Source organism: Streptomyces sp. NPDC048211 (genome assembly GCF_043202315.1).
Taxonomy (GTDB): Bacteria; Actinomycetota; Actinomycetes; order Streptomycetales; family Streptomycetaceae; genus Streptomyces.
This window is the reverse complement of record NZ_JBIDAD010000006.1, coordinates 243,720-264,164: the sequence shown is the minus strand read 5'-3', so window position 1 is coordinate 264,164 and position 20,445 is coordinate 243,720. Positions and strand designations below refer to the sequence as shown.

Annotated in this window: 16 protein-coding genes; 8 read left to right on the top strand and 8 right to left on the bottom strand. The window is 72.3% G+C overall.

The features are described from left to right. Positions 1–216 precede the first annotated feature (216 nt). From pdhA to ACGFZA_RS23405, 7 genes are all read left to right on the top strand, one after another. On the top strand, positions 217–1,389 hold the full coding sequence (gene pdhA, locus ACGFZA_RS23435) for a pyruvate dehydrogenase (acetyl-transferring) E1 component subunit alpha (RefSeq protein WP_393681651.1): 1,173 nt from the start codon (positions 217–219) through the stop codon (positions 1,387–1,389). After that, entirely contained in the window at positions 1,386–2,417 is a 1,032-nt protein-coding gene (locus tag ACGFZA_RS23430) for an alpha-ketoacid dehydrogenase subunit beta (RefSeq protein ID WP_385277834.1), read from the top strand. The genes pdhA and ACGFZA_RS23430 overlap by 4 nt, the downstream gene beginning before the upstream one ends. Next, positions 2,417–3,919, top strand: a complete 1,503-nt coding sequence (locus ACGFZA_RS23425) for a dihydrolipoamide acetyltransferase family protein (protein WP_393681648.1) — start codon at positions 2,417–2,419, stop codon at positions 3,917–3,919. The genes ACGFZA_RS23430 and ACGFZA_RS23425 overlap by 1 nt, the downstream gene beginning before the upstream one ends. Before the next feature lie 142 nt (positions 3,920–4,061). Continuing rightward, positions 4,062–4,910 (top strand): NTP transferase domain-containing protein, encoded by an 849-nt coding sequence (locus tag ACGFZA_RS23420; RefSeq protein ID WP_385277838.1) that lies wholly within the window; start codon positions 4,062–4,064, stop codon positions 4,908–4,910. Between the two features lie 302 nt (positions 4,911–5,212). Then, positions 5,213–6,847 carry a molybdopterin-binding protein gene (locus tag ACGFZA_RS23415; RefSeq protein WP_393681913.1) on the top strand — a complete coding sequence of 545 codons (1,635 nt, stop codon included), beginning with the start codon at positions 5,213–5,215 and terminating at the stop codon, positions 6,845–6,847. Between the two features lie 20 nt (positions 6,848–6,867). Then, positions 6,868–7,941, top strand: coding sequence for a potassium channel family protein (locus ACGFZA_RS23410; RefSeq protein WP_385278015.1), 1,074 nt, complete (start codon positions 6,868–6,870; stop codon positions 7,939–7,941). A 130-nt stretch (positions 7,942–8,071) separates the two neighbouring features. Continuing rightward, complete coding sequence (locus tag ACGFZA_RS23405) at positions 8,072–9,061, top strand: NAD(P)H-quinone oxidoreductase (protein WP_385277840.1); 990 nt, start codon at positions 8,072–8,074, stop codon at positions 9,059–9,061. Positions 9,062–9,230: 169 nt separating this feature from the next. Here ACGFZA_RS23405 and ACGFZA_RS23400 read toward each other — a convergent pair whose 3' ends face one another. The 6 genes from ACGFZA_RS23400 to ACGFZA_RS23375 all read right to left on the bottom strand — a co-directional run bounded on the left by ACGFZA_RS23400 (position 9,231) and on the right by ACGFZA_RS23375 (position 17,001). Beyond that, the gene (locus ACGFZA_RS23400) at positions 9,231–9,779 is read right to left on the bottom strand and encodes a bacterial proteasome activator family protein (protein WP_148019789.1); all 549 of its coding nucleotides are present in this window, start codon (positions 9,777–9,779) and stop codon (positions 9,231–9,233) included. 131 nt (positions 9,780–9,910) lie between these two features. After that, positions 9,911–12,754, bottom strand: coding sequence for an FtsX-like permease family protein (locus tag ACGFZA_RS23395; protein WP_393681644.1), 2,844 nt, complete (start codon positions 12,752–12,754; stop codon positions 9,911–9,913). After that, positions 12,751–13,524, bottom strand: a complete 774-nt coding sequence (locus tag ACGFZA_RS23390; RefSeq protein ID WP_393681642.1) for an ABC transporter ATP-binding protein — start codon at positions 13,522–13,524, stop codon at positions 12,751–12,753. The genes ACGFZA_RS23395 and ACGFZA_RS23390 overlap by 4 nt, the downstream gene beginning before the upstream one ends. 85 nt (positions 13,525–13,609) lie before the next feature. After that, complete coding sequence (locus tag ACGFZA_RS23385) at positions 13,610–14,221, bottom strand: PadR family transcriptional regulator (protein ID WP_393681640.1); 612 nt, start codon at positions 14,219–14,221, stop codon at positions 13,610–13,612. 85 nt (positions 14,222–14,306) lie between these two features. Next, positions 14,307–14,837 (bottom strand): hypothetical protein, encoded by a 531-nt coding sequence (locus ACGFZA_RS23380; protein WP_393681638.1) that lies wholly within the window; start codon positions 14,835–14,837, stop codon positions 14,307–14,309. A gap of 511 nt (positions 14,838–15,348) precedes the next feature. Beyond that, complete coding sequence (locus tag ACGFZA_RS23375) at positions 15,349–17,001, bottom strand: protein kinase (RefSeq protein ID WP_393681636.1); 1,653 nt, start codon at positions 16,999–17,001, stop codon at positions 15,349–15,351. Positions 17,002–17,296: 295 nt separating this feature from the next. On the opposite strand from ACGFZA_RS23375, the gene ACGFZA_RS23370 reads away from it, so the two are divergent. Further along, entirely contained in the window at positions 17,297–18,907 is a 1,611-nt protein-coding gene (locus ACGFZA_RS23370; RefSeq protein ID WP_385277852.1) for a protein kinase, read from the top strand. A 3-nt stretch (positions 18,908–18,910) separates the two neighbouring features. On the opposite strand, the gene ACGFZA_RS23365 is transcribed toward ACGFZA_RS23370, so the two are convergent. Continuing rightward, the gene (locus ACGFZA_RS23365) at positions 18,911–19,912 is read right to left on the bottom strand and encodes a phosphotransferase enzyme family protein (protein WP_385277854.1); all 1,002 of its coding nucleotides are present in this window, start codon (positions 19,910–19,912) and stop codon (positions 18,911–18,913) included. Between the two features lie 63 nt (positions 19,913–19,975). Beyond that, on the bottom strand, positions 19,976–20,404 hold the full coding sequence (locus tag ACGFZA_RS23360; protein WP_385277856.1) for a pyridoxamine 5'-phosphate oxidase family protein: 429 nt from the start codon (positions 20,402–20,404) through the stop codon (positions 19,976–19,978). Positions 20,405–20,445 lie beyond the last annotated feature (41 nt).

The following is a 20,445-nucleotide window of genomic DNA, read 5'->3' as shown; positions in this document are numbered from 1 at the left end:
CCCATCCCAGGCTGTGGAGAACCGTTTGTCCACAGGCTGACGGTGCCTGTAGCCAAAATGCGCTCGCGACCGAACAATCGGTAGGTGAGGCGCGCCACACTCGCGCCTCGCACGGCTCTCGATATTTCGGCATATCTCGACACCCCTCGGTATCGGGGCACCCCCCGACACCGCCAGATGCCGCTCGATACCCCTCGACGCCAGGAGGTGCCTGTCATGACGGTCCAAGAGCTGCCCGGCGCGGCCGCCTACCGGCCCACGCCGCCCCCGGCCTGGAAGCCGCTCACCGATCCCGCGCCCCTGCTCCCGGACCCCGAGCCGTACCGCGTGCTCGGTACGGATGCCGTGGCCGACGCAGACCCCGAGCTGCTGCTGCGGCTCTACGCCGAGCTCGTGCGCGGCCGGCGCTACAACGCACAGGCGACCGCCCTCACCAAGCAGGGCCGGCTCGCCGTCTATCCGTCGAGCACCGGGCAGGAGGCCTGCGAGGTCGCGGCCGCCCTGGTGCTGGAGGAGCGGGACTGGCTCTTTCCCAGCTATCGCGACACCCTCGCGGCCGTGGCGCGGGGACTGGACCCGGTCGAGGCCCTGACCCTGCTGCGCGGCGACCGGCACACCGGGTACGACCCGCGCGAGCACCGCATCGCGCCCCTGTGCACCCCCCTCGCCACCCAGCTGCCGCATGCCGTGGGTCTGGCCCACGCGGCGCGGCTCAAGGGGGACGACGTGGTGGCGCTCGCCATGGTCGGTGACGGTGGCACCAGCGAGGGCGATTTCCACGAGGCGCTGAACTTCGCGGCCGTCTGGCGGGCCCCGGTCGTCTTCCTCGTGCAGAACAACGGCTTCGCCATCTCCGTACCCCTGGCCAAGCAGACCGCGGCACCGTCCCTGGCCCACAAGGCCGTGGGGTACGGCATGCCCGGCCGGCTGGTCGACGGCAACGACGTGGCCGCCATGCACCAGGTGCTCTCGGAGGCGGTGGCGCGGGCCAGGAGCGGCGGCGGTCCGACGCTCGTGGAGGCGGTCACCTACCGCATGGACGCGCACACGAACGCCGACGACGCGACGCGGTACCGCGTCGACAGCGAGGTCGAGATCTGGCGGGCCCACGATCCGGTCCGGATCCTGGAGCGGGAGCTGACCGGGCGCGGGCTGCTCGGCGACGACGGCATCGAGGAGGCGCGTGTGGCCGCGGAGCGGATGGCGGCAGAGCTGCGGGACCGGATGAACGCGGACCCCGTGCTCGACCCGATGGATCTCTTCGCCCATGTCTACGCGGAGCAGACCACGCAACTGCGCGAGCAGGCGGCCCGCCTTCGGGTCGAGCTGGACGCGGAGCAGGACCAGCCGGACCGGCCCGGCACGGACGACAGGGGTTCAGGGCGATGACCACCGCAGCGGCCACGGCCCGGGAGCGGACGGCGAAGGCCAAGCCCGCCACCATGGCGCAGGCTCTCGGGCGCGCGCTGCGCGACTCGATGGCCGAGGATCCCTCCGTGCATGTCCTCGGTGAGGACGTCGGCACGCTCGGCGGGGTCTTCCGGATCACCGACGGCCTGGCGAAGGAGTTCGGCGACGAGCGGTGCACCGACACCCCGCTCGCCGAGGCCGGGATCCTCGGGGCGGCCGTCGGCATGGCGATGTACGGGCTCCGGCCCGTCGTGGAGATGCAGTTCGACGCCTTCGCCTATCCGGCGTTCGAGCAGCTCATCAGCCATGTCGCCAAGATGCGGAACCGGACCGGGGGCGCGATGCCGCTGCCGATCACGGTCCGGGTCCCCTACGGCGGCGGAATCGGCGGCGTCGAGCACCACAGCGACTCCTCGGAGGCGTACTACATGGCGACCCCGGGTCTCCACGTCGTCACGCCCGCCACGGTCGAGGACGCGTACGGACTGCTGCGGGCCTCGATCGCGTCCGACGACCCGGTGGTCTTCCTGGAGCCCAAACGGCTCTACTGGTCGAAGGCGGACTGGTCGCCGCAGGCACCGGCCGCCGTCGAGCCCATCGGGCGGGCCGTCGTGCGCCGTCCCGGACGCAGCGCGACGCTGATCACGTACGGTCCGTCGCTGCCGGTCTGCATGGAGGCCGCGGAGGCAGCCGTCGAGGAGGGCTGGGACCTCGAAGTCGTCGACCTGCGGTCGCTGGTGCCGTTCGACGACGAGACCGTCGCCGCATCCGTGCGGCGCACCGGGCGCGCGGTCGTCGTCCATGAGTCCACCGGCTTCGGCGGCCCGGGCGGCGAGATCGCTGCCCGGATCACCGAGCGCTGCTTCCACCATCTGGAGGCGCCGGTGCTGCGCGTCGCCGGCTTCGACATCCCGTACCCGCCGCCGATGCAGGAGCGCCACCATCTGCCGGGTGTGGACCGGGTCCTCGACGCCGTCGCACGACTGCAGTGGGAGGCGGACAACTGATGCCTCAGGTATATGAGTTCAAGCTTCCGGATCTCGGCGAGGGGCTGACCGAGGCGGAGATCGTGCGCTGGCTGGTGGAGGTCGGCGACGTCGTCGTCATCGACCAGCCGGTCGTCGAGGTCGAGACGGCCAAGGCGATGGTGGAGGTGCCGTGCCCGTACGGGGGCGTGGTGACCGCACGGTTCGGGGAGGAGGGCGCTGAACTCCCCGTCGGAGCACCGCTGCTGACCGTCGCGGTGGGCAGTGTGGAACCGTCCTCGACCGGCGCCGGTTCTGGGGCGGGAGTTGCCGGGGCGGAACCGTCCGGGTCCGGGAACGTGCTGGTGGGGTACGGCACCGGGGCGCCTCCGGTGCGACGCCGGCGGGTCCGGCCGGAGGGGCTCTCAGCCCCGGCCGCGCCCGGGGCTGGCGCCTCCACCGCCACCGCGGCCGGAGCCGTCGTCGCCCCCGCCGATGGGGTCGGAAACGGAGCCGTCGTTGCCCCCGCCGCTGCGGCTCCCGGTGACGCTGTCGTCTCCGGCCGGGGTGCGGACGGTGTACGGGGGCCGGTCGCCGTCGTCTCCCCGCTGGTGCGCAAACTCGCGCGGCAGAACGACCTCGATCTGCGGCAGCTCGCGGGATCGGGGCCCGACGGGCTGATCCTGCGGGCCGATGTCGAGTCCGCCATTCGGTCGGCGGCTGCGGACACGGCTGTCGGATCGGTGGGCACGCCGGGGGGCACGTCGGCCGCGACGCCGACGGCACGGACCGCGGCGCAGGTCGGGCGGACCGCGGTGCCCGGTGGGTCGTCCGTACCTGCTGCGGGCGAACGGATTCCGTTGCGCGGTGTACGGGGCGCGGTCGCCGACAAACTGGCGCGCAGTCGGCGCGAGATCCCCGACGCCACGTGCTGGGTGGACGCCGACGCCACCGAGCTGATGGCGGCCCGGGCCGCGATGAACAACGTCGGCGGTTCCGGCGCGGGCCCGAAGGTGTCGGTGCTCGCGCTCCTTGCCCGTATCTGCACGGCGGCCCTGGCCCGCTATCCAGAGCTCAACTCCACGGTGGACGTGGAGGCGCGCGAGATCGTCCGGCTGCCGGAGGTCCACCTCGGGTTCGCGGCCCAGACCGAACGCGGGCTGGTCGTCCCGGTCGTCCGGGACGCGCAGGCGCGCAACGTGGAGTCGATCGGGGCGGAGATCGCCCGGCTGACCGAGGCGGCGAGGACGGGGACGCTGAAGCCGGCGGAGCTGACCGGCGGCACGTTCACGCTGAACAACTACGGGGTGTTCGGGGTCGACGGGTCGACCCCGATCATCAACCACCCGGAGGCGGCGATGCTCGGCGTCGGCCGGATCGTCCCCAAGCCGTGGGTGCACGAGGGCGAGCTGGCCGTGCGACGGGTCGTCCAGCTCTCGCTGACCTTCGACCACCGGGTCTGCGACGGCGGTACGGCGGGAGGCTTCCTGCGCTACGTCGCCGATTGCGTGGAACAGCCGGCGGTGCTGCTGCGGACGTTGTAGCGCGCGCGGCCGGGCGGTCCGGGGCCCGTTCGCGGCGCGCCGGTACAGCCCGTCCCGTTCCGTCCGGTTCTCTTCCTGCGTTGATCCACGGGATCGTGGACGGGGAGGATCCACCGGACGGTGCGGCACGCATACTCGGGGCATGACCGCGTATGACGCCATCGTTCTCGCCGGAGGGGCCGCCAAGCGGCTCGGCGGCGCCGACAAGCCCGGGGTCCGGGTCGGCGGCCGCGCGCTGCTCGACCGGGTGCTCGGCGCCTGCGCCGGTGCCGGGACCACCGTGGTGGTGGGCGGAAGGCGGCCCACCACGCGTGCGGTGACCTGGACGCGCGAAGAGCCTCAGGGCGGCGGCCCGTTGGCCGCGCTCGGTGCGGGAGTGCGGCACACGACGGCGGAGCGCGTACTCGTGCTCTCCGCCGATCTTCCGTTCCTGGGGGCGGACACGGTCGGCTCGTTGCTGGAAGCGGCCGGCCGGCGGGATGCCGAGGGCGCTGTCTGTACCGACCGGGACGGCCGGGACCAGCCGCTGGTAGCCGTCTACCGGGCGGAGCCGTTGCGCCGCGAACTGGCGCTCATCGCCACCGAGCACGGCGGTCTGGCCGGCCTGCCCCTGCGGTTGCTCACCCACGAACTGACGTTGTCCAGAGTGGCGGCGGACCCGCTCGCCTCGTTCGACTGCGACACCTGGGAGGACATCGCTTCGGCCCGGGCCCGGATCAGGGAGCATGGGACCGTGCTGGACGAATGGATCACCGCAGTCAAGAACGAACTGGGCATCGAACTCGACGTCGACACCGCCGTCCTGCTCGACCTCGCCCGTGACGCCGCCCACGGTGTCGCCCGCCCTGCCGCGCCCCTGACGACCTTCCTGGTCGGCTACGCGGCGGCGAAGGCGAGCGGCGACGGTGGCGGCCCGGAGGCAGTGGCCGAGGCCGCCCGGAAGGCTGCCGCGCTCGCCCTCCGGTGGGCGGACGAGACCGAGACGCCATGACGGGCCACAGCGGCGGCGCCGAACGGAACAGGGCCGCCGAGGCCGAGGCCGACGAGGAGCGCGCCGTGGCGCAGGCCCTCGCCCTCGTCGGCCGACAGGCGCCGCCGGGAACAGGCCAGGAGGCCGACGCCCGGGCGGCCCCCGGGACCGGTCCCTCGCGGGCGGCCCCCGGGACAGGTCCGGGTCCGGATCCGGGCGCGACCCAAGAGACGGACCTGAGGGAAGAAGCGCGCGCAGGCGCCTGGGGAGACCCCGGGTTCGATCCCGGTGCCTCGGACCCGGGCTCGGACGCTGACCGGTCCCTGAATCGACCCCAGCCCTCGGACCCGGGCTCGCGTCGCCCCCAGCCCGCGGATTCGGCCTCGCATGGCATTCAGCCTTCGGACCCCTCCCGGGAGGGGTCCGAAGGCCCGGCCCCGGACTCGTCCCGGACCGGTCCAGCCGTCTCCTCGCGTCACCCGGACCCCATCGCATCCCCTCGCCGGGCGAGTTCCACCGCTCCCGCCCACCGCACCGGCTCGAACTCCGCCGGAGCGAACGCCCCCGGCTCGGATTCCGCCGGACCGGATTCCCCCGGACCGGATTCCCCCGGCGCGGTCGAGCCCGCCCTCGGGCCGGACCGGGACCTGTCGGCCCCCCGCCGACGGCCGCACACCCGCGCCACTCCGTGGGATGAGGCGCGCGCCGTCGCCGCCAGGGCCGGGCGGCGGGTCACTCCGAGTACGGTGCGGCTTCCTCTCGACCAGGCGCTCGGGCAGGTGCTTGCCGAGCCGCTCGCCGCTCTCACCGATCTGCCGTCCTTCGACACCTCCGCCATGGACGGCTGGGCCGTCGCAGGACCGGGGCCGTGGACCATCCGGGAGAACGAGGGAATCCTCGCCGGCCACGCGACCCCCGCCCCGCTTCCCGACGGCGAGGCCGTCCGCATCGCCACAGGAGCCCGGATTCCGGCGGACGTCACCGCTGTCATCCGCAGCGAACACGCCCACGCCGACGAGGCCAAGGGGCTGCTGCGCGCCCAGCGGCAGGTGGACCCCGGGCAGGACATCCGGCCGCGCGGACAGGAATGCCGCTCGGGCGACCAACTCCTCCCGGCCGGGACACTGGTGACGCCCGCCGTCCTCGGACTGGCCGCAGCCGCCGGGTACGACGAGCTCCCGGCCCGGCCTCGCCCACGCGTCGATGTCCTCGTCCTGGGCGACGAACTCCTGACGGCCGGGCTGCCGTACGACGGGCTGATCCGGGACGCTCTCGGCCCGATGATCGGCCCCTGGCTGCGCGCACTGGGCGCCGAGGTCTCTGCCCCGCGCCGCCTCGGCGACGACGCGGAGGCTCTTCAGCAGGCACTCACCGGATCCGAGGCGGACCTGATCGTCACCACCGGCGGTACCGCGGCCGGACCCGTCGACCATGTGCACCCCGTCCTTGCCCGGATCGGTGCCGAGCTCCTCGTCGACGGAGTGGCCGTGCGCCCCGGCCACCCCATGCTGCTGGCCCGGCTCGGACCCGCAGGCCCGTATGTGGTCGGACTGCCCGGCAACCCGCTGGCCGCGATCTCCGGGCTGCTCACCCTGGCCGAGCCGCTGCTCCGCGGGCTGGCGGGCCGCACTCCCGAGGACCCCTACCGGGTGGCCATACGCGACGACGTGCACGGCCACCCGCATGACACCCGCCTGGTCCCCGTGGTCCATCGCACAGCCGGCGCGCCAGGACCGGCCTCCGGTTCGTCAGCTCGCCGGGACAGCTTGGGAACCGGTGGGGTTGCTGATCACGTCGTACCCCTGCATTACAACGGTCCCGCCATGCTGCGCGGCGTCGCCGCCGCGGACGGGCTGGCCGTTGTGGAGCCGGGCGGGGTACGGTCCGGCACCGAGGTGGAGATCCTCGATCTACCGTGGGCCCCGGCGACGCCGTGGACTGAAGGGTGTTTCACGTGAAACTTCCCGGCCATGACGCGATGGCCAGGCATGCCGACGAGCATGTCGTCCCCACCCGGGTGATGCTCCCGCGCAGGGTCGTCGACGGACCGGCTCGGCAGGTCGCCAAGCGGCTGATGATGGCTCTGGCGGTGCTCGCCGTGACGGTGCTGATCGTCTGGGTCGACCGCGGCGGCTACCACGACGCCGCCGACGGCAAGGTCGACCTGCTGGACGCGGTGTACTACGCGACGGTCACGCTCTCCACCACCGGGTACGGCGACATCACCCCGTACAGCGACGGTGCCCGGCTCATCAACGTGGTGCTCGTGACACCGCTGCGCGTGCTCTTCCTCATCATCCTGGTCGGCACCACCCTTGAGGTCCTCACGGAACGGACCCGCGAGGACTTCCGGCTGAAGCGTTGGAGAACCAACTTGCGTGACCACACTGTCGTCGTCGGCTTCGGTACAAAGGGCCGTTCTGCGATCCAGACCCTCTGCGCCACCGGGTTGCGGAAGGACCAGATCGTCATCGTCGACCCGGCGTCCAAGGTGATAGAGATCGCCAATGCCGAGGGCTTCACCGGGGTGCTCGGGGACGCCACCCGCAGCGATGTGCTGCTGCGGGCCGAGCTCCAGAAGGCGCGTCAGGTCATCATCGCCACCCAGCGCGACGACACGGCGGTGCTGGTCGCGCTGACCGCGCGTCAGCTCAACCGGGGAGCGAAGATCGTGGCCGCGGTGCGCGAGGAGGAGAACGCTCCCCTGCTGCGGCAGTCCGGCGCCGACGCGGTCATCACCAGCGCCAGCGCCGCGGGCCGGCTGCTGGGGCTCTCCGTGCTCAGCCCCAGTGCGGGCACGGTGATGGAGGACCTGATCCAGCAGGGCAGCGGGCTCGATCTCGTCGAGCGGCCGGTGATAAAGGCCGAGGTGGGAAAGAGCGTCCGGGAGACCGACGACCTCGTGGTCAGCGTCCTGCGCGGCCACCGGCTTCTGGGGTACGACGATCCGGCGGCCAGTCCGTTGCAGCTGACGGATCGGCTGATCACCATCGTGCGCGCCTCCAACGAGCCGCCCCTGAACCACCCGCCGCAGGCGGCCCCGCGAGCCTGAGCGAAGCGAGCCGTCAGGGGTTGCTTCCGCGCCGTCCCGCCGCCCGGGGACGCAGGCGGAACCACGGTCGTTGCGCGCCGCCCAGGCGCGCATCGCGGCCGTCCACCCGCCACGGAGTAGCCTCGCGGCCATGCATGCGATCACGATCCCCGAACCCGGTGGCCCCGAGGCGCTCGTCTGGGCCGAGGTGCCCGATCCCGTACCCGGCGAGGGCGAGGTCCTCGTCGATGTCGTGTCCAGCGCGGTCAACCGGGCCGATGTACTCCAGCGGCAGGGCTTCTACAACCCGCCTCCCGGAGCGTCCCCCTACCCGGGTCTGGAGTGCGCGGGCCGCATCTCGGCCATCGGCCCCGGTGTCGTCGGCTGGTCGGTCGGTGACGAGGTGTGCGCGCTCCTCGCGGGCGGCGGCTATGCGGAGAAGGTCGCCGTCCCGGTCGGGCAGCTGCTCCCCGTACCGGACGGCCTGGACCTCACGTACGCCGCGGCGCTGCCCGAAGTGACGGCCACCGTCTGGTCCAACGTGTTCATGGTGGCCCATCTGCGGCCTGCCGAGACGCTGTTGGTGCACGGCGGATCCAGCGGCATCGGCACCATGGCGATCCAGCTCGCCAAGGCGGTCGGTGCCCGGGTCGCCGTGACCGCCGGTGGTCCGGAGAAGCTGGCCCGCTGTGCGGAACTCGGCGCCGACATCCTCATCGACTACCGGGAACAGGACTTCGTCGAGGAACTCCGCAAGGCGACCGAGGGGACGGGCGCGGATGTCATCCTCGACATCGTCGGTGCGAAGTACCTGGACCGCAACGTGCGGGCGCTCGCCGTCAACGGACGGCTCGCGATCATCGGTCTGCAGGGCGGGGCCAAGGGAGAACTGAACCTCGGCGCCCTGCTGAGCAAGCGGGCCGCCGTCACCGCCACGTCGCTGCGCGGTCGCCCGCTCGCCGAGAAGGCCGCGATCGTGGCCGCCGTGCGCGAGCACGTGTGGCCACTGATCGCCGACGGCGTCGTCCGCCCGGTCGTGGACCGCACCCTTCCGATGCAGGACGCGGCAGAGGCCCACCGGGTGATGGAGTCCAGCACCCACGTCGGCAAGGTCCTCCTCCAGGCACCCACAGCCGCCTGATCAGGACACACCCGGTCGATCTCCGGACGCGCAGGGTCCGGACCCGCGAAGGGTCCCGGACGAGCGCAGCGCCCGGGCACACGCGGAGGGCCCGGCACACGAACCTCGTGTGCCGGGCCCTCCGCGCGGGATCGGGTGGACCTATGGGGTGTACGGGACCGGCGCAGGGTTACAGGTACGGGCCGGAGCGCAGTGGTCCGTGCGGGTCCGCGCCGCCGTCCTCCTCCTCGTGGCCGCTGCCGGGAGGCAGCGCGCGGCGCATCTGCTCCAGCTGCGCCCGGGCGGCCATCTGCTGGGCGAACAACGCCGTCTGGATGCCGTGGAAGAGGCCTTCCAGCCAGCCGACCAACTGGGCCTGCGCGATCCGGAGTTCCGCCTCGGAGGGTACCGACTCCTCGGTGAACGGCAGGGAGAGCCGCTCCAGTTCCTCCACCAGCTCCGGCGCGAGGCCGTCCTCGAGCTCCTTGACCGAGCTGGCGTGGATCTCCTTCAGGCGCACTCGGCTCGCCTCGTCGAGGGGAGCCGCCCTGACCTCCTCCAGGAGTTGCTTGATCATGCTGCCGATGCGCATGACCTTCGCGGGCTGTTCGACCATCTCCGTCACCGGGACCTCCCGCGACTCGTCGTCAGTGCCACCGCCGCCGATCGCCATTCCGTCCTGCCCCACCACGAGGACCTGGGGGTGCTCCTGCGACCGTTCATTCCTCGGCATCTCCATGCCGCCCATTGTCTCGCACACGTGCCGTACAACACTGTGGTGCCCCCGGAAACGGATGATCCACCGTTTCCGAGGGCACCGAATGTGCGTCGAAGCGGCCGGTCAGGCGGCCGAGGCGGCCCTGTGCCGGTTCACCCGGCGCGCCGGGACAGGGTCAGCCGGGAGCGGGTGAGCGCCGCCGCCAGCACCCCGGCCAGCAGCGGGACGACCACGGCGAGCAGCCCGATGGTCGCCCAGGGCAGCACGATCGGTGTGAAGGCGGACTCCATAGGCTCCTTCCGCATCGCGTCCATCGCGTTGCGCAGGTCGACCAGACGCAGTGCCACTGCCGGAATCAGCCCTGCCGCGGTGCCCAGCAGCACTCCGGTGAGCGCCACCACCAGGCACTGGAAGCCGGAAAGCGTCCGCCGGACCCGCGGGGGTGCGCCGACCGCGCTCAGCGTGGTGAGGTCGGCCTCCGCGTCGGCTTTGGCGAGACCCGTGGCGATGGCCGCCGCACCCAGGGTCACCACGCCGGCGAACAGGGTGAGGATCAGGAGAATGACGCTCTCCCGGTCACCGGGGATGTGCTCGGTCTGGAGCCAGAGCCCGCCGCCGGCCTGGTCGATGGCCGCCGAGACGCGCTGCTCCTCGGCGTCCGATGGCGGGTGGGGGACGGCGTACACACTGCCCGACGCCTCGGTGTGCAGGCCGAGCCGCTCGGCGGCCCGCTGGGGAAGGATCATGCGGATGCCGGGAGTGGCGGCGTACTCGGCGTCCGCGACGTACACCTTGATCCGGTCCGTGGACGTGCGGGCCGGACCCGGGTGCAGCTTGCGGTTCGTCTTGTCCTTGGCGTTGTACGTGTGGACGGCCTTGAGGGTGATCTCGCCGTTCTTCGCGTACGCCCGGTTCAGCAGGACGGGGGTGCCGGCCTTCAGCGCTTCGGTGGCCGCGGGGTCGTCGAGCTTCGCGTAGGTGCGGAGCAGTTCGGGGCCGCCCACCACGATGTTGTTGGACTCCGAGCTGAAACTGCCCGAGGAGGTGTACTCGTCCATGCAGGCGGGGGAGCGCATCATCCGCCGGTGTTCCTCCGCGGAGAGCCGTGCGGCGAGTTCCTTGGCGCCCTTCGTGTTGAGCGGGCAGGTGTGGCCCTTGCCGGTGGGCTTCACCAGCTCCATGCTGCCGCAGCTGTCCTCGTCCTCGTAGTAGACGTTGCAGTCGCTGCCCGCCCAGACCCGGGAGAAGTCGGCGTGACCGCCGGACACCGCCATGTTCTGCTCGACGGACGCGCGGGCCAGCGGCAGCCGCTCGGCCGACTCGGCGTCGGTGGCCGACAGGACCATCGTCCCCTGCGCCAGCATGGGTGTGTAGTCCTGGTCGGACTCGGCCAGGCTGCTGGACATGTACGTCGCGATGGCGACCGAGCCCGCGACGGCCGCCATCACGGCGGCGACCGCCGGAGCGGTGCGGCCGCGGTTGCGGGCGGCGTCGCGCAGCGCCATCCGCGGCGAGAGCGGCAGCCTGCGGCCGAGCCGGCCCAGCAGGCCGACGATCAACGGAATGCAGGCCAGCAGACCGAGTTCGGCGACGACCGAACCGCCGGCGACCAGCGTGGACTCGCCGCTGGTGCCGCCGTAGACGGCGACGGCGATACCGAGGGCCAGCACACAGCCGCCCACGGTGGGCAGCACCCGGGAGCTGCGGCGCACACCGCGCCGGCCGGTCAGTGATTCCAGTACGGACTGCCGGGCGGCCACGATCGCCGGGGCGAACGCCGCGAGGAGCCCGGTGACCAGACCGAGCGCCGCGATGACGAGGAGTTCCGTGGGCTTCAGGACCAGGGAGCCGAAGCGCTGGCCGGCCCATTCCTCGATCAGCGGCCGGAACACGACCGTGAGCAGCAGCCCTGCCGCGACACCGGTCACCGCCCCGATGGCGCCCAGTACCAGCCCGCCGGAGAGCACGATGGCACGTACGTGGCGCCGGTCGCCCCCGCAGGTGCCGACGAGGCCCAGCTGACGGCGTGAGCGACGCGCGCCGACGGCGAAGGCCGGTCCGGCGAGCAGGACGATCTCCAGGAGCGCCATGGCGACCACGGTGACGACGGCAGCGCTCGCCTCGGCGGAGTCGTTCGAGCCGTAGTCGCTCATCGACCGCGCCATCGGGACCTCGGAGTCCGGCGGCGGGTCCAGGACCAGCTGCCGGGACACGACGAGGGCGCCGGCCTTGTTGGCCGCGAGCACGTCGCCCCAGCCGACTCCGGCCCCGCCGGGCCCCTTGACCAGCCACTCGGTCGAGCCGGTGTTGGGCGGCAGCACCTTCTTGTCCTTGTCGGACGCGGCTTGCCAAGGGGCGATGACGGCACCCGGATCGGCGTACAGCTTCCGCGCCGCCAGATCGTCGTGCTGCTCGATCACGCCGGTGATGGTGTACGTCCGCCCGGCGCTCTTCACCGTGGTGCGGGAGCCGATGTGCAGCCCCGATGAATCCAGGAACGGCTTCGTGGCCGCCATCTCACCGGTGCCGCCCGGGAACTCGCCCTCGACCAGGTCGACCATGCCCCGGGCCATCGGGTCCGAGGCCCGGAACTCCACGATCTCGGTGTTGGTGAGCCCGTACGCGGTCGTGACGCTCGCGGGCACGGACCGGATGCTGACCGCCCGGGCACCCTCGGGCAATGCGGTGCGCATGTCGATCGGCGGGAGGTCCCCTTCGGGCGCCGCGTCACCGGCGATGTCGTACGCGTTCCCGTCGGGCATCTGCTGCAGCGGCCCCATGCCCGGGTCGCTGAAGAGCGCGTCGGCCGATCCCATCCGCGCCGTCAGCTGCTCGGCCTCGGTGTTGTCGACACTGCGGTACGTGACGTCCGCGGCCGTCACCCCGAGTACCGGAAGCGCGATCATCGCGACCACCAGGGCGCTGCGGCCCTTCGCCCGCAGGGCGTCGCGGCGGGCTATCCGGAGGGCGGCGCGCCACCCCGTGAAGGGGCTCACTCGGCGCTCCCGGCGGCCAGGAGCGAATCGGCGCCGACTGCCAGGGTCTGGTCGACGATCGAACCGTCCCGCAGGAAGACCACCCGGTCCGCCCAGGCGGCGTACCGCGGTTCGTGCGTCACCATCACCCCGGCGGCGCCCTGGTCGCAGCGGTGGCGCAGCAGCGCGAGGACGGTCTCGCCGGTCTCGGAGTCGAGGGCGCCGGTCGGTTCGTCGGCGAGTACCAGGCGCCGGTCCCCCACCAGCGCGCGGGCGATCGCGACGCGCTGCTGCTGGCCGCCGGACATCTCGTCCGGGAAACGGTCGGCGACTTCGAGGAGGTTCATCTCCTCCAACGCGCTGAGCGCCTCCTTGCGGGCCTTGCGGACCGAGACGCCGTCGAGTTCGCGCGGCAGGGCGACGTTCTCGGCGGCGGTCAGCGCGGGGATCAGGTTGTAGTCCTGGAAGACGTACCCGACGCTGCGGCGGCGCAGGGCGGCGATGCCCTTGCGGCCCAGCGTGGAGATGTCCTGTCCCTCGATGATGATCTGGCCGCCGGTCGCGGTGTCGAGACCGCCGGCGAGGGTCAGCAGGGTGGACTTGCCCGAGCCGGACGGGCCCATCACGGCGACGAGCTCACCGGGGTGCACCGCAAGGTTGATCCCGCGCAGGGCGTGCACCTCCGCGATGCCGGTGCCATGGGTGCGGGTGAGGTCACGGAGTTCGAGCACCGGAGCATCCACCGGCAGGGGCGGAGCGGCCGGTGACGGGGTTGGGATGTGCGGGGACATGACGGTGGGTTCCCCCTCGGAACGGTTCTGTGGTCGGTGTGCGGCGGTCACCCGGGCCGTGACCGGGCGGCGGTGGGCCGCCGGCTCAGCGGCGTGCGCGGGGCCGGGAGGCGGCGCGGGCTCCGCTGCGCGGGGGCCCGGTCGCCTCCGGCTCCGTGGCGGCGGCCTCGGCGAGCCGGACCAGCCGGGACTCGCAGTGGTCCAGCCAGCGGGCCTCGGCCTCGGCCTGGAAGATCAGCTGTTCCAGTACGAGCAGCCAGGCGACCTCGTCGCGGTTGGAGGGCGCGTCGGTGAGTGCCTGCGCCTTGAGGCGGGTGTAGTCCTGCATCGCCTTCACGGTGTGGTGGCGCTGGGACTGGATGACGGCCCGGATGTCGACTCCGGGAGCGCCGACGGCCATGGCGAGCTTGATGGCCAGTTCGTCGCGGGGCGGGCTGCTCCGGTCGACCGGCGTCTCGAACCAGGTGCGCAGCTCGGCCCGTCCGTCGTCGCTGATCGAGTAGAGAGCGTGCCCCTGGTCGTCCTCGCCGTCCTGGACGACCAGGTTGTCGCGCTCCAGCCTGCTCAGCGTCGTGTACACCTGCCCGACGTTGAGCGGCCAGGTGGAGCCGGTGCGCGACTCGAATTCGGTGCGGAGCTGAGAGCCGTACCGAGGCCCTCGTTCCAGGAGGGCCAGCAGCCCGTGGCGGATCGACATACTGAGTATGTATACCGAGTATGTTGGTGAATGCAAGTTCCTGTGGACTCCCGCCGGGGCGTGTCTCCCCTCCGCCGTGCGGTCCTCAGCCGGAGCGGCGCATGCGGAAGGCGAGGAAGCCGATTCCCAGTCCGACCAGGGCGATTCCGGCGCCGAGCGACACCTGCTGGACCTGCTCGACGGCCGGCCCCTCAAGGGCCTGCTGAGACATCCGGCCTGCTCCGGGGGACGCGCCGGTCTCCGGAGTGAGGGCCGGATGGGCGGCGGGCTGTGTCGCCGGAGGTTCCTTCTCGGCCTGGTCCTGGGCCTCGTCGAGGGCGTCGGCCCGCGCGAGCTCCTCGGGCGTCAGCGTCCTCCCCGGCCGCGGCCGCCCCGCTCCGGCGGGCCACCCGGCCAGCGGCGCCCCGACGTTGTCCGGACGCGGCGATCCGGCGCTCGGCGAAGGAGATGCGGAGGCGGAGGACGAGAGGGAGGCGGACGGGGACGCGGAACCCGGGAGGGAGGCCTTGGAGGAGGGCGCCAGGGGCGCGGGGCGCGCGGGCGCCGCCGAGGGGGTGACGGACGCCCCCGACTGCGCAGCGGGCCGCGTGGCGGACGGGGCCTCAGACGGGGCCACCGACGGCGCCACGTACGGCGGCGCGGACGGCACGGGGGGCACGAGCGGCACGGACGGCGGACCGACGACTGCCGGGCCGGCCGGCGACCCGGTGGCCGACCCGGCGGGTGTCCCGGCCGCTGATCCGGAAGGGAGGGGCGCCCTCGGCGTCACGGACGCGCCGGGCCGCTGCGCAAGGGAAGGGCCGGCATGGGCGGTCTCCGCGCCCGTCATGGCCCCCAGTGCAGCGGCTGCCGTCAGTGCCAGGCAGGCCACGCACCTTGAGGGCCGTGAGGCGAGGTGTCCTGAAGCCATGACGCCAGCGTCACATGTGACGGTATGTCCGGCATCTCAGGTGATGCGGACGGATGGTGCACGGGCGGCGGAGGACGGCGGACGGACGTCGGAGAGACGGCGGACGGACGGCGGAGGACGGCAGCCGGACGGCGACGCATGCCGAGGCCGCAGGATCAGGACCCGTGACGTCGAGGCCCCAGGACCAGGACCCGTGACGCCGAGGCCGCAGGACCCGCTACGCCGGGTCGCCCGTCGCGATGCGCAGCTCGAAGTGGGCGCCCACCTTGGGCACCGCGGTTCCGGACGTGGGGAACTGGTCGATGACCTGGTCCTCCGCGTACGCGTTCCCCGGGACCTTGATCTGCTTGATGGTCCAGCCCGCGGCGTCCGCGCAGGCACGGGCCGAGAGGATGTCCTTGTAGAGGAAGCTCGGGGCGTCGACCTTGTTCGGGTCGTCGTCGTCCTCGTACGCGTCTGTGCACTTGTCGGTGTCTATCGTCCGGTTCCGCTCCGGATCCTTGTGGTCGCCGGAGGGGGACTCGCTCGACGTGGCCTCGGTGCCGCCCTTGCCCGGGTCGTCGTCGTTGAGCGCGAGCGCCGTGATCAGGCCGCCGATCGCGATCAGGGCGACCACGATCGAGCCGACGATCACCGGCATGTTCCGCTTGGAGCCGCCGCCCGAGGACGGGGCGTGCGTCTGCGGCGAGACCGTGTACGGCGGCGGGGTCTGCTGCTGCATCGGCGACATCGCCGCCGGTGTCTGGTACGCGGGAGCCGACTGCGGATAGCCGTACGACGGTGCCGGGGCGGGTGCCGGGGTCGGCGCGCCGTAGGGACCGGGCTGCTGCTGCGACTGGTAGGGGCCCGGCTGGTACGGCGTCTGCACGTTCGGCGCCGGGGTGGACTGGTCGACCGGCGGGAAGACGGCCGAGCCGACCCCGGAGCCGCTGTTCGCCGGTGTGCCCGCGCCGCTGACGATCACGGGGGCGCCCGTCTGCCCGCTCGCGCTCAGCACGCGCGCGATCTCGTCCTGCATCGCGGCGGCGCTCGGGAAGCGCTCGTTGGGGTTCTTCTTCAGGGCGCGGGCGACGAGGGCGTCCATCGCCGGGGTGAGCGACCGGTTGATGGTGGACGGGGCGACCGGCTCCTCCTGCACGTGCGCGTACGCGATGGCGAGCGGGGAGTCCGCGTCGAAGGGGATGCGGCCGGTCAGCAGCTGGAACAGCATGATGCCGACGGAGTACAGGTCGGAGCGGGCGTCCACGCCACGGCCCAGGGCCTGTTCGGGGGAGAGGTACTGCGGGGTGCCGACGACCATGCCGGTCTGCGTCATCGACGTGACGCCCGACTGCATGGCGCGGGCGATGCCGAAGTCCATGACCTTCACGATGCCGCGCTTGGTCACCATCACGTTGCCGGGCTTGATGTCGCGGTGGACCAGGCCCATCTCGTGGCTGGTGTCCAGGGCGGCCAGCACGTCGGCCGTCACCTTGAGCGCCTTGTCGGCGGGCATCGCGCCGTAGTTGCGGATGTCCGCCTGGAGGACGGAGCCGAGCGGCTGCCCCTCGACGTACTCCATGACGATGTACGGCATCAGCGCGCCGCCGAGCTCGTCCTCGCCGGTGTCGAAGACGGAGACGATGTTGGTGTGCTGGAGCTTGGCGACCGCCTGCGCCTCGCGCCGGAAGCGCTCGCGGAACGACTGCTCGCGGCCGAGCTCCGTGTGGAGCGTCTTGATCGCGACCTGGCGGTCGAGAGCGGAGTCGTAAGCCAGATATACGGAGGCCATCCCGCCTTCGCCCAGCAGGTCGCGCAGCTGGTAGCGGCCGCCGGCGACCGAACCGCCCGCGTAGCGACCCTGGGCACCCTGTGCGCCGTCCTGGCTCATGACTTACTTCCCCCTAGGGCCGCGCGACCGCGCGAAGATCCGTATTACTGGCCAAGTCTGCCCGAGGGGTACGACACGTCAAGCCAGGTGCCCGTTCCGTGACCCTACGCACAAGAAGCGTCTCGGAAGCGTTACAGGAACCGCATGGAATTTGCGTGCAGGGCGCGCCAGCCGGTTGGATGACCCGTCCCTCTCGGAAACGGTGTGTCCGACGAAGGCTGTAGCGTGACGTGGCAATGCAGCAAGGCACCGTGAGAACCCGCGGACGCGCGGACAGAAACGACGGCGAGGACTGATGGCACCCGAACCCGAAGCAAACGGCGGCGGAGTTCCGGATGGCACCGATTCCTGGGGCATCGGCGGTGTCGTCGGCGACGGACGCTACCGGCTGACCGGCCGCCTGGGCCGGGGCGGCATGGCCGAGGTCTTCGCGGCCGAGGACGTCCGGCTGGGACGTACGGTCGCGGTGAAGCTGCTGCGCTCCGATCTTGCCGAGGACCCGGTCTCCAAGGCCCGGTTCACGCGTGAGGCGCAGTCGGTCGCCGGCCTCAACCACCATGCGGTGGTGGCGGTGTACGACTCCGGCGAGGACACCGTGGCCGGTCAGACCGTCCCGTACATCGTCATGGAGCTCGTCGAGGGCCGCACCATCCGCGACCTGCTGCTCAACGCGGAGGCCCCGCCTCCGGAGCAGGCGTTGATCATCGTCTCCGGGGTGCTGGAGGCGTTGGCCTACTCGCACCAGCACGGGATCGTGCACCGGGACATCAAGCCGGCCAACGTGATCATCACGCACTCCGGCGCGGTCAAGGTGATGGACTTCGGCATCGCCCGTGCGCTGCACGGCGCGCAGTCGACGATGACCCAGACCGGCATGGTCATGGGAACGCCGCAGTACCTCTCCCCCGAGCAGGCGCTGGGCAAGGCCGTCGACCACCGCTCCGACCTGTACGCCACCGGCTGTCTGCTCTACGAACTGCTCGCGCTGCGGCCCCCGTTCACCGGTGAGACGCCGCTTTCCGTTGTGTACCAGCACGTTCAGGACACTCCGGTCCCGCCGTCGGAGGTCTCGCAGGGGGCGGTGCCGCCGGAGCTCGACGGGCTCGTCATGCGCTCGCTCGCGAAGGACCCGGACGACCGGTTCCAGAGCGCCGAGGAGATGCGCGGACTGGTTCAGTACAGCCTGCAGATGCTCCAGGTGCAGGGCGGTCACACCGGTACGTGGAACACCGGCCCGGTCGTGCTGAACGACGGCCCGGGCACCCCGCCCCGGGGCATGACCGGCTCCACCCGCGCGATGGGCGGCTACCAGCAGTACGGCGACACCTCGCAGGGCCCGATCCTGCCGCCGATGAACCCGGACGACGGGGGTTACGACGGCGGCAGCACCCGGCAGGGCGGTGGTGGCCGCGGCAAGATGTGGCTGTTCATCGTGCTCGCGCTGATCGCGATCGGCGCGGGTGTCGCCATCGCGGTCAACGCGGCGCAGGACAACGGCGGGAAGCCCGAGACGCCGCCCGCCTCGACGTCCACCTCGCCCTCCCCGACGAAGACGTCGGCGTCGCCGACCGACGAGGAGACGACGCAGGACACCGAACAGCCGGGGAACTCCACGGGCGATCAGCAGGAGACGCCCGATCAGCCCTCGTACACCCCGTCGTTCACCCCGAGCGAGACGACCGAGCCGACGCCCACCACCACTCCGACGGAGACGGACACGGAGGGCACGACGGTGGACGGGGGCACGGACAACGGGGGTACGGGCAACGAGTCCCCGCCCCCGACCGACCCGACGACCGGGCCGGGCACGACCGACGGTGGCGCGGACGCGGGCGCGGATGCCGGTGCGGACGCCGGAAACACCGCCGCGGGAGCGACCGAGGGCACCGGCACGACGGCCGGATGACCCTCACCCCGTGAACGCGTCGAGCACCGCGGCGTACTCACGGGTCCACCAGACCGCCAGGGCCGACACCGCAGGGAACTGCGGGTCGGCCCTGCTGTCGTTCAGGCAGTAGCGCCAGTGCAGTATCCAGAAGTCGTTGAGCCGCTCCCACCACACCCGGTGCACCGCCGCGGCCAGTTCGTCCGGCCCCGCACCGGCCGCCCGCCGGTAGGCGCGCGCGTACGCCCGCACCTTCCCCAGTTCCAGCTCCCCGGCCGGCTGCACGAAGAAGATCGCGGCGGCCCGTACCGCCTCCTCCGCGCGCGGCTGCACCCCCAGCCGGTCCCAGTCCAGGATCGCCACGGGGTCGGCGCCCCGGTAGAGCACGTTGAGCGGGTGGAAGTCCCCGTGCACCCAGCCGGTCGCCGGACCGTCCGGGGTGGGCGGACGGCGGTCCGCGTGCTGTTCCAGCAGGGTGCGCCGCTCCAGGAGCCGGTGCTCGGCCAGTTCGTCGAAGGAGTCCCGGGGCCGGCGGCCGCGCGCCGCGACCAGCAGCTCGTCGATCAGCGTGAACGTGTCGCAGGGGTCGGGGCTCGCGTGACCGGGCCGACCGGCGGCCCCGGTCCCCGTCCCGGCTCCCGCGTCCATCACCTGCTCAAGACCGGTGTGTACGGCTCCGAGCAGCGCCCCGAGACGTAAGGACTGGGCGACGGTGAGCTGGGCGCCTGCCCGGTGCAGTCCGTCGACCCAGGGGTGCAGGGCGTAGCAGCGGCCGCCGATCTCGGTGACGGTGCCCCCGTGGCTGTCCACGACGGGCGGTGCGACGGGCACGCCGAGTGACTGGAGCCGCTGGGTGGCCCGGTGCTGGCGGACGATCGTGGCGCGGTCGCCGGTGGAGTCGTCCAGATGGTGCTTGAGGAAGTAGGAACCGCGGGTCGTGGACACCCGGTAACCGTGGTTGAGCAGGCCCTGGGCGAGTGGTTTGCAGGTGAGCGGCTCTCCGGCGTCCGGGTAGCGGCTCAGCACCTCCCCGACCGGGGGAACAGGCGGGAAGGTTACATATGAGCGCGGCACTCGCCAGATGTTAGATCACGCTGCGTTGCGGATCTGCGGAGTTGCGTGGAAGTCCAGAGTGTGCACAGTGACGAAGTGCGGATCGAGCCCGAGGTAGGCCGGTTCGAACGGTTCCCCGTTGACCTCGACCGGGGCGGGGCCGAAGAGCTCGCGCTGGGCGCAGGTCGGCTCGACGATCTGCGCGGGCCCGGTGAACTGCACGGACCACAGATCGCGGCTGCCGGCGGAGGTGGCGGCGTTGTAGTTGTCCGCCCCGTACGCCACGACCGTGCCGTCGCAGGCGTCGTGGTAGCCGAGACCGCTGTGCATGCGCAGGACGACCCGGCCGTCGGCGACGATGTGCCGGGCCACCGTCAGGATCGGGAGGGCTCGCATACTCGTCGCCAGCCGGCCGTAGGGGACCCGGCCGAGCAGCTGGATCGCGTGGAGTTCCTCGGAGGACATGCCCTCCACTGTCCGTCACCTGTGTGGACGGAATAAGAGGC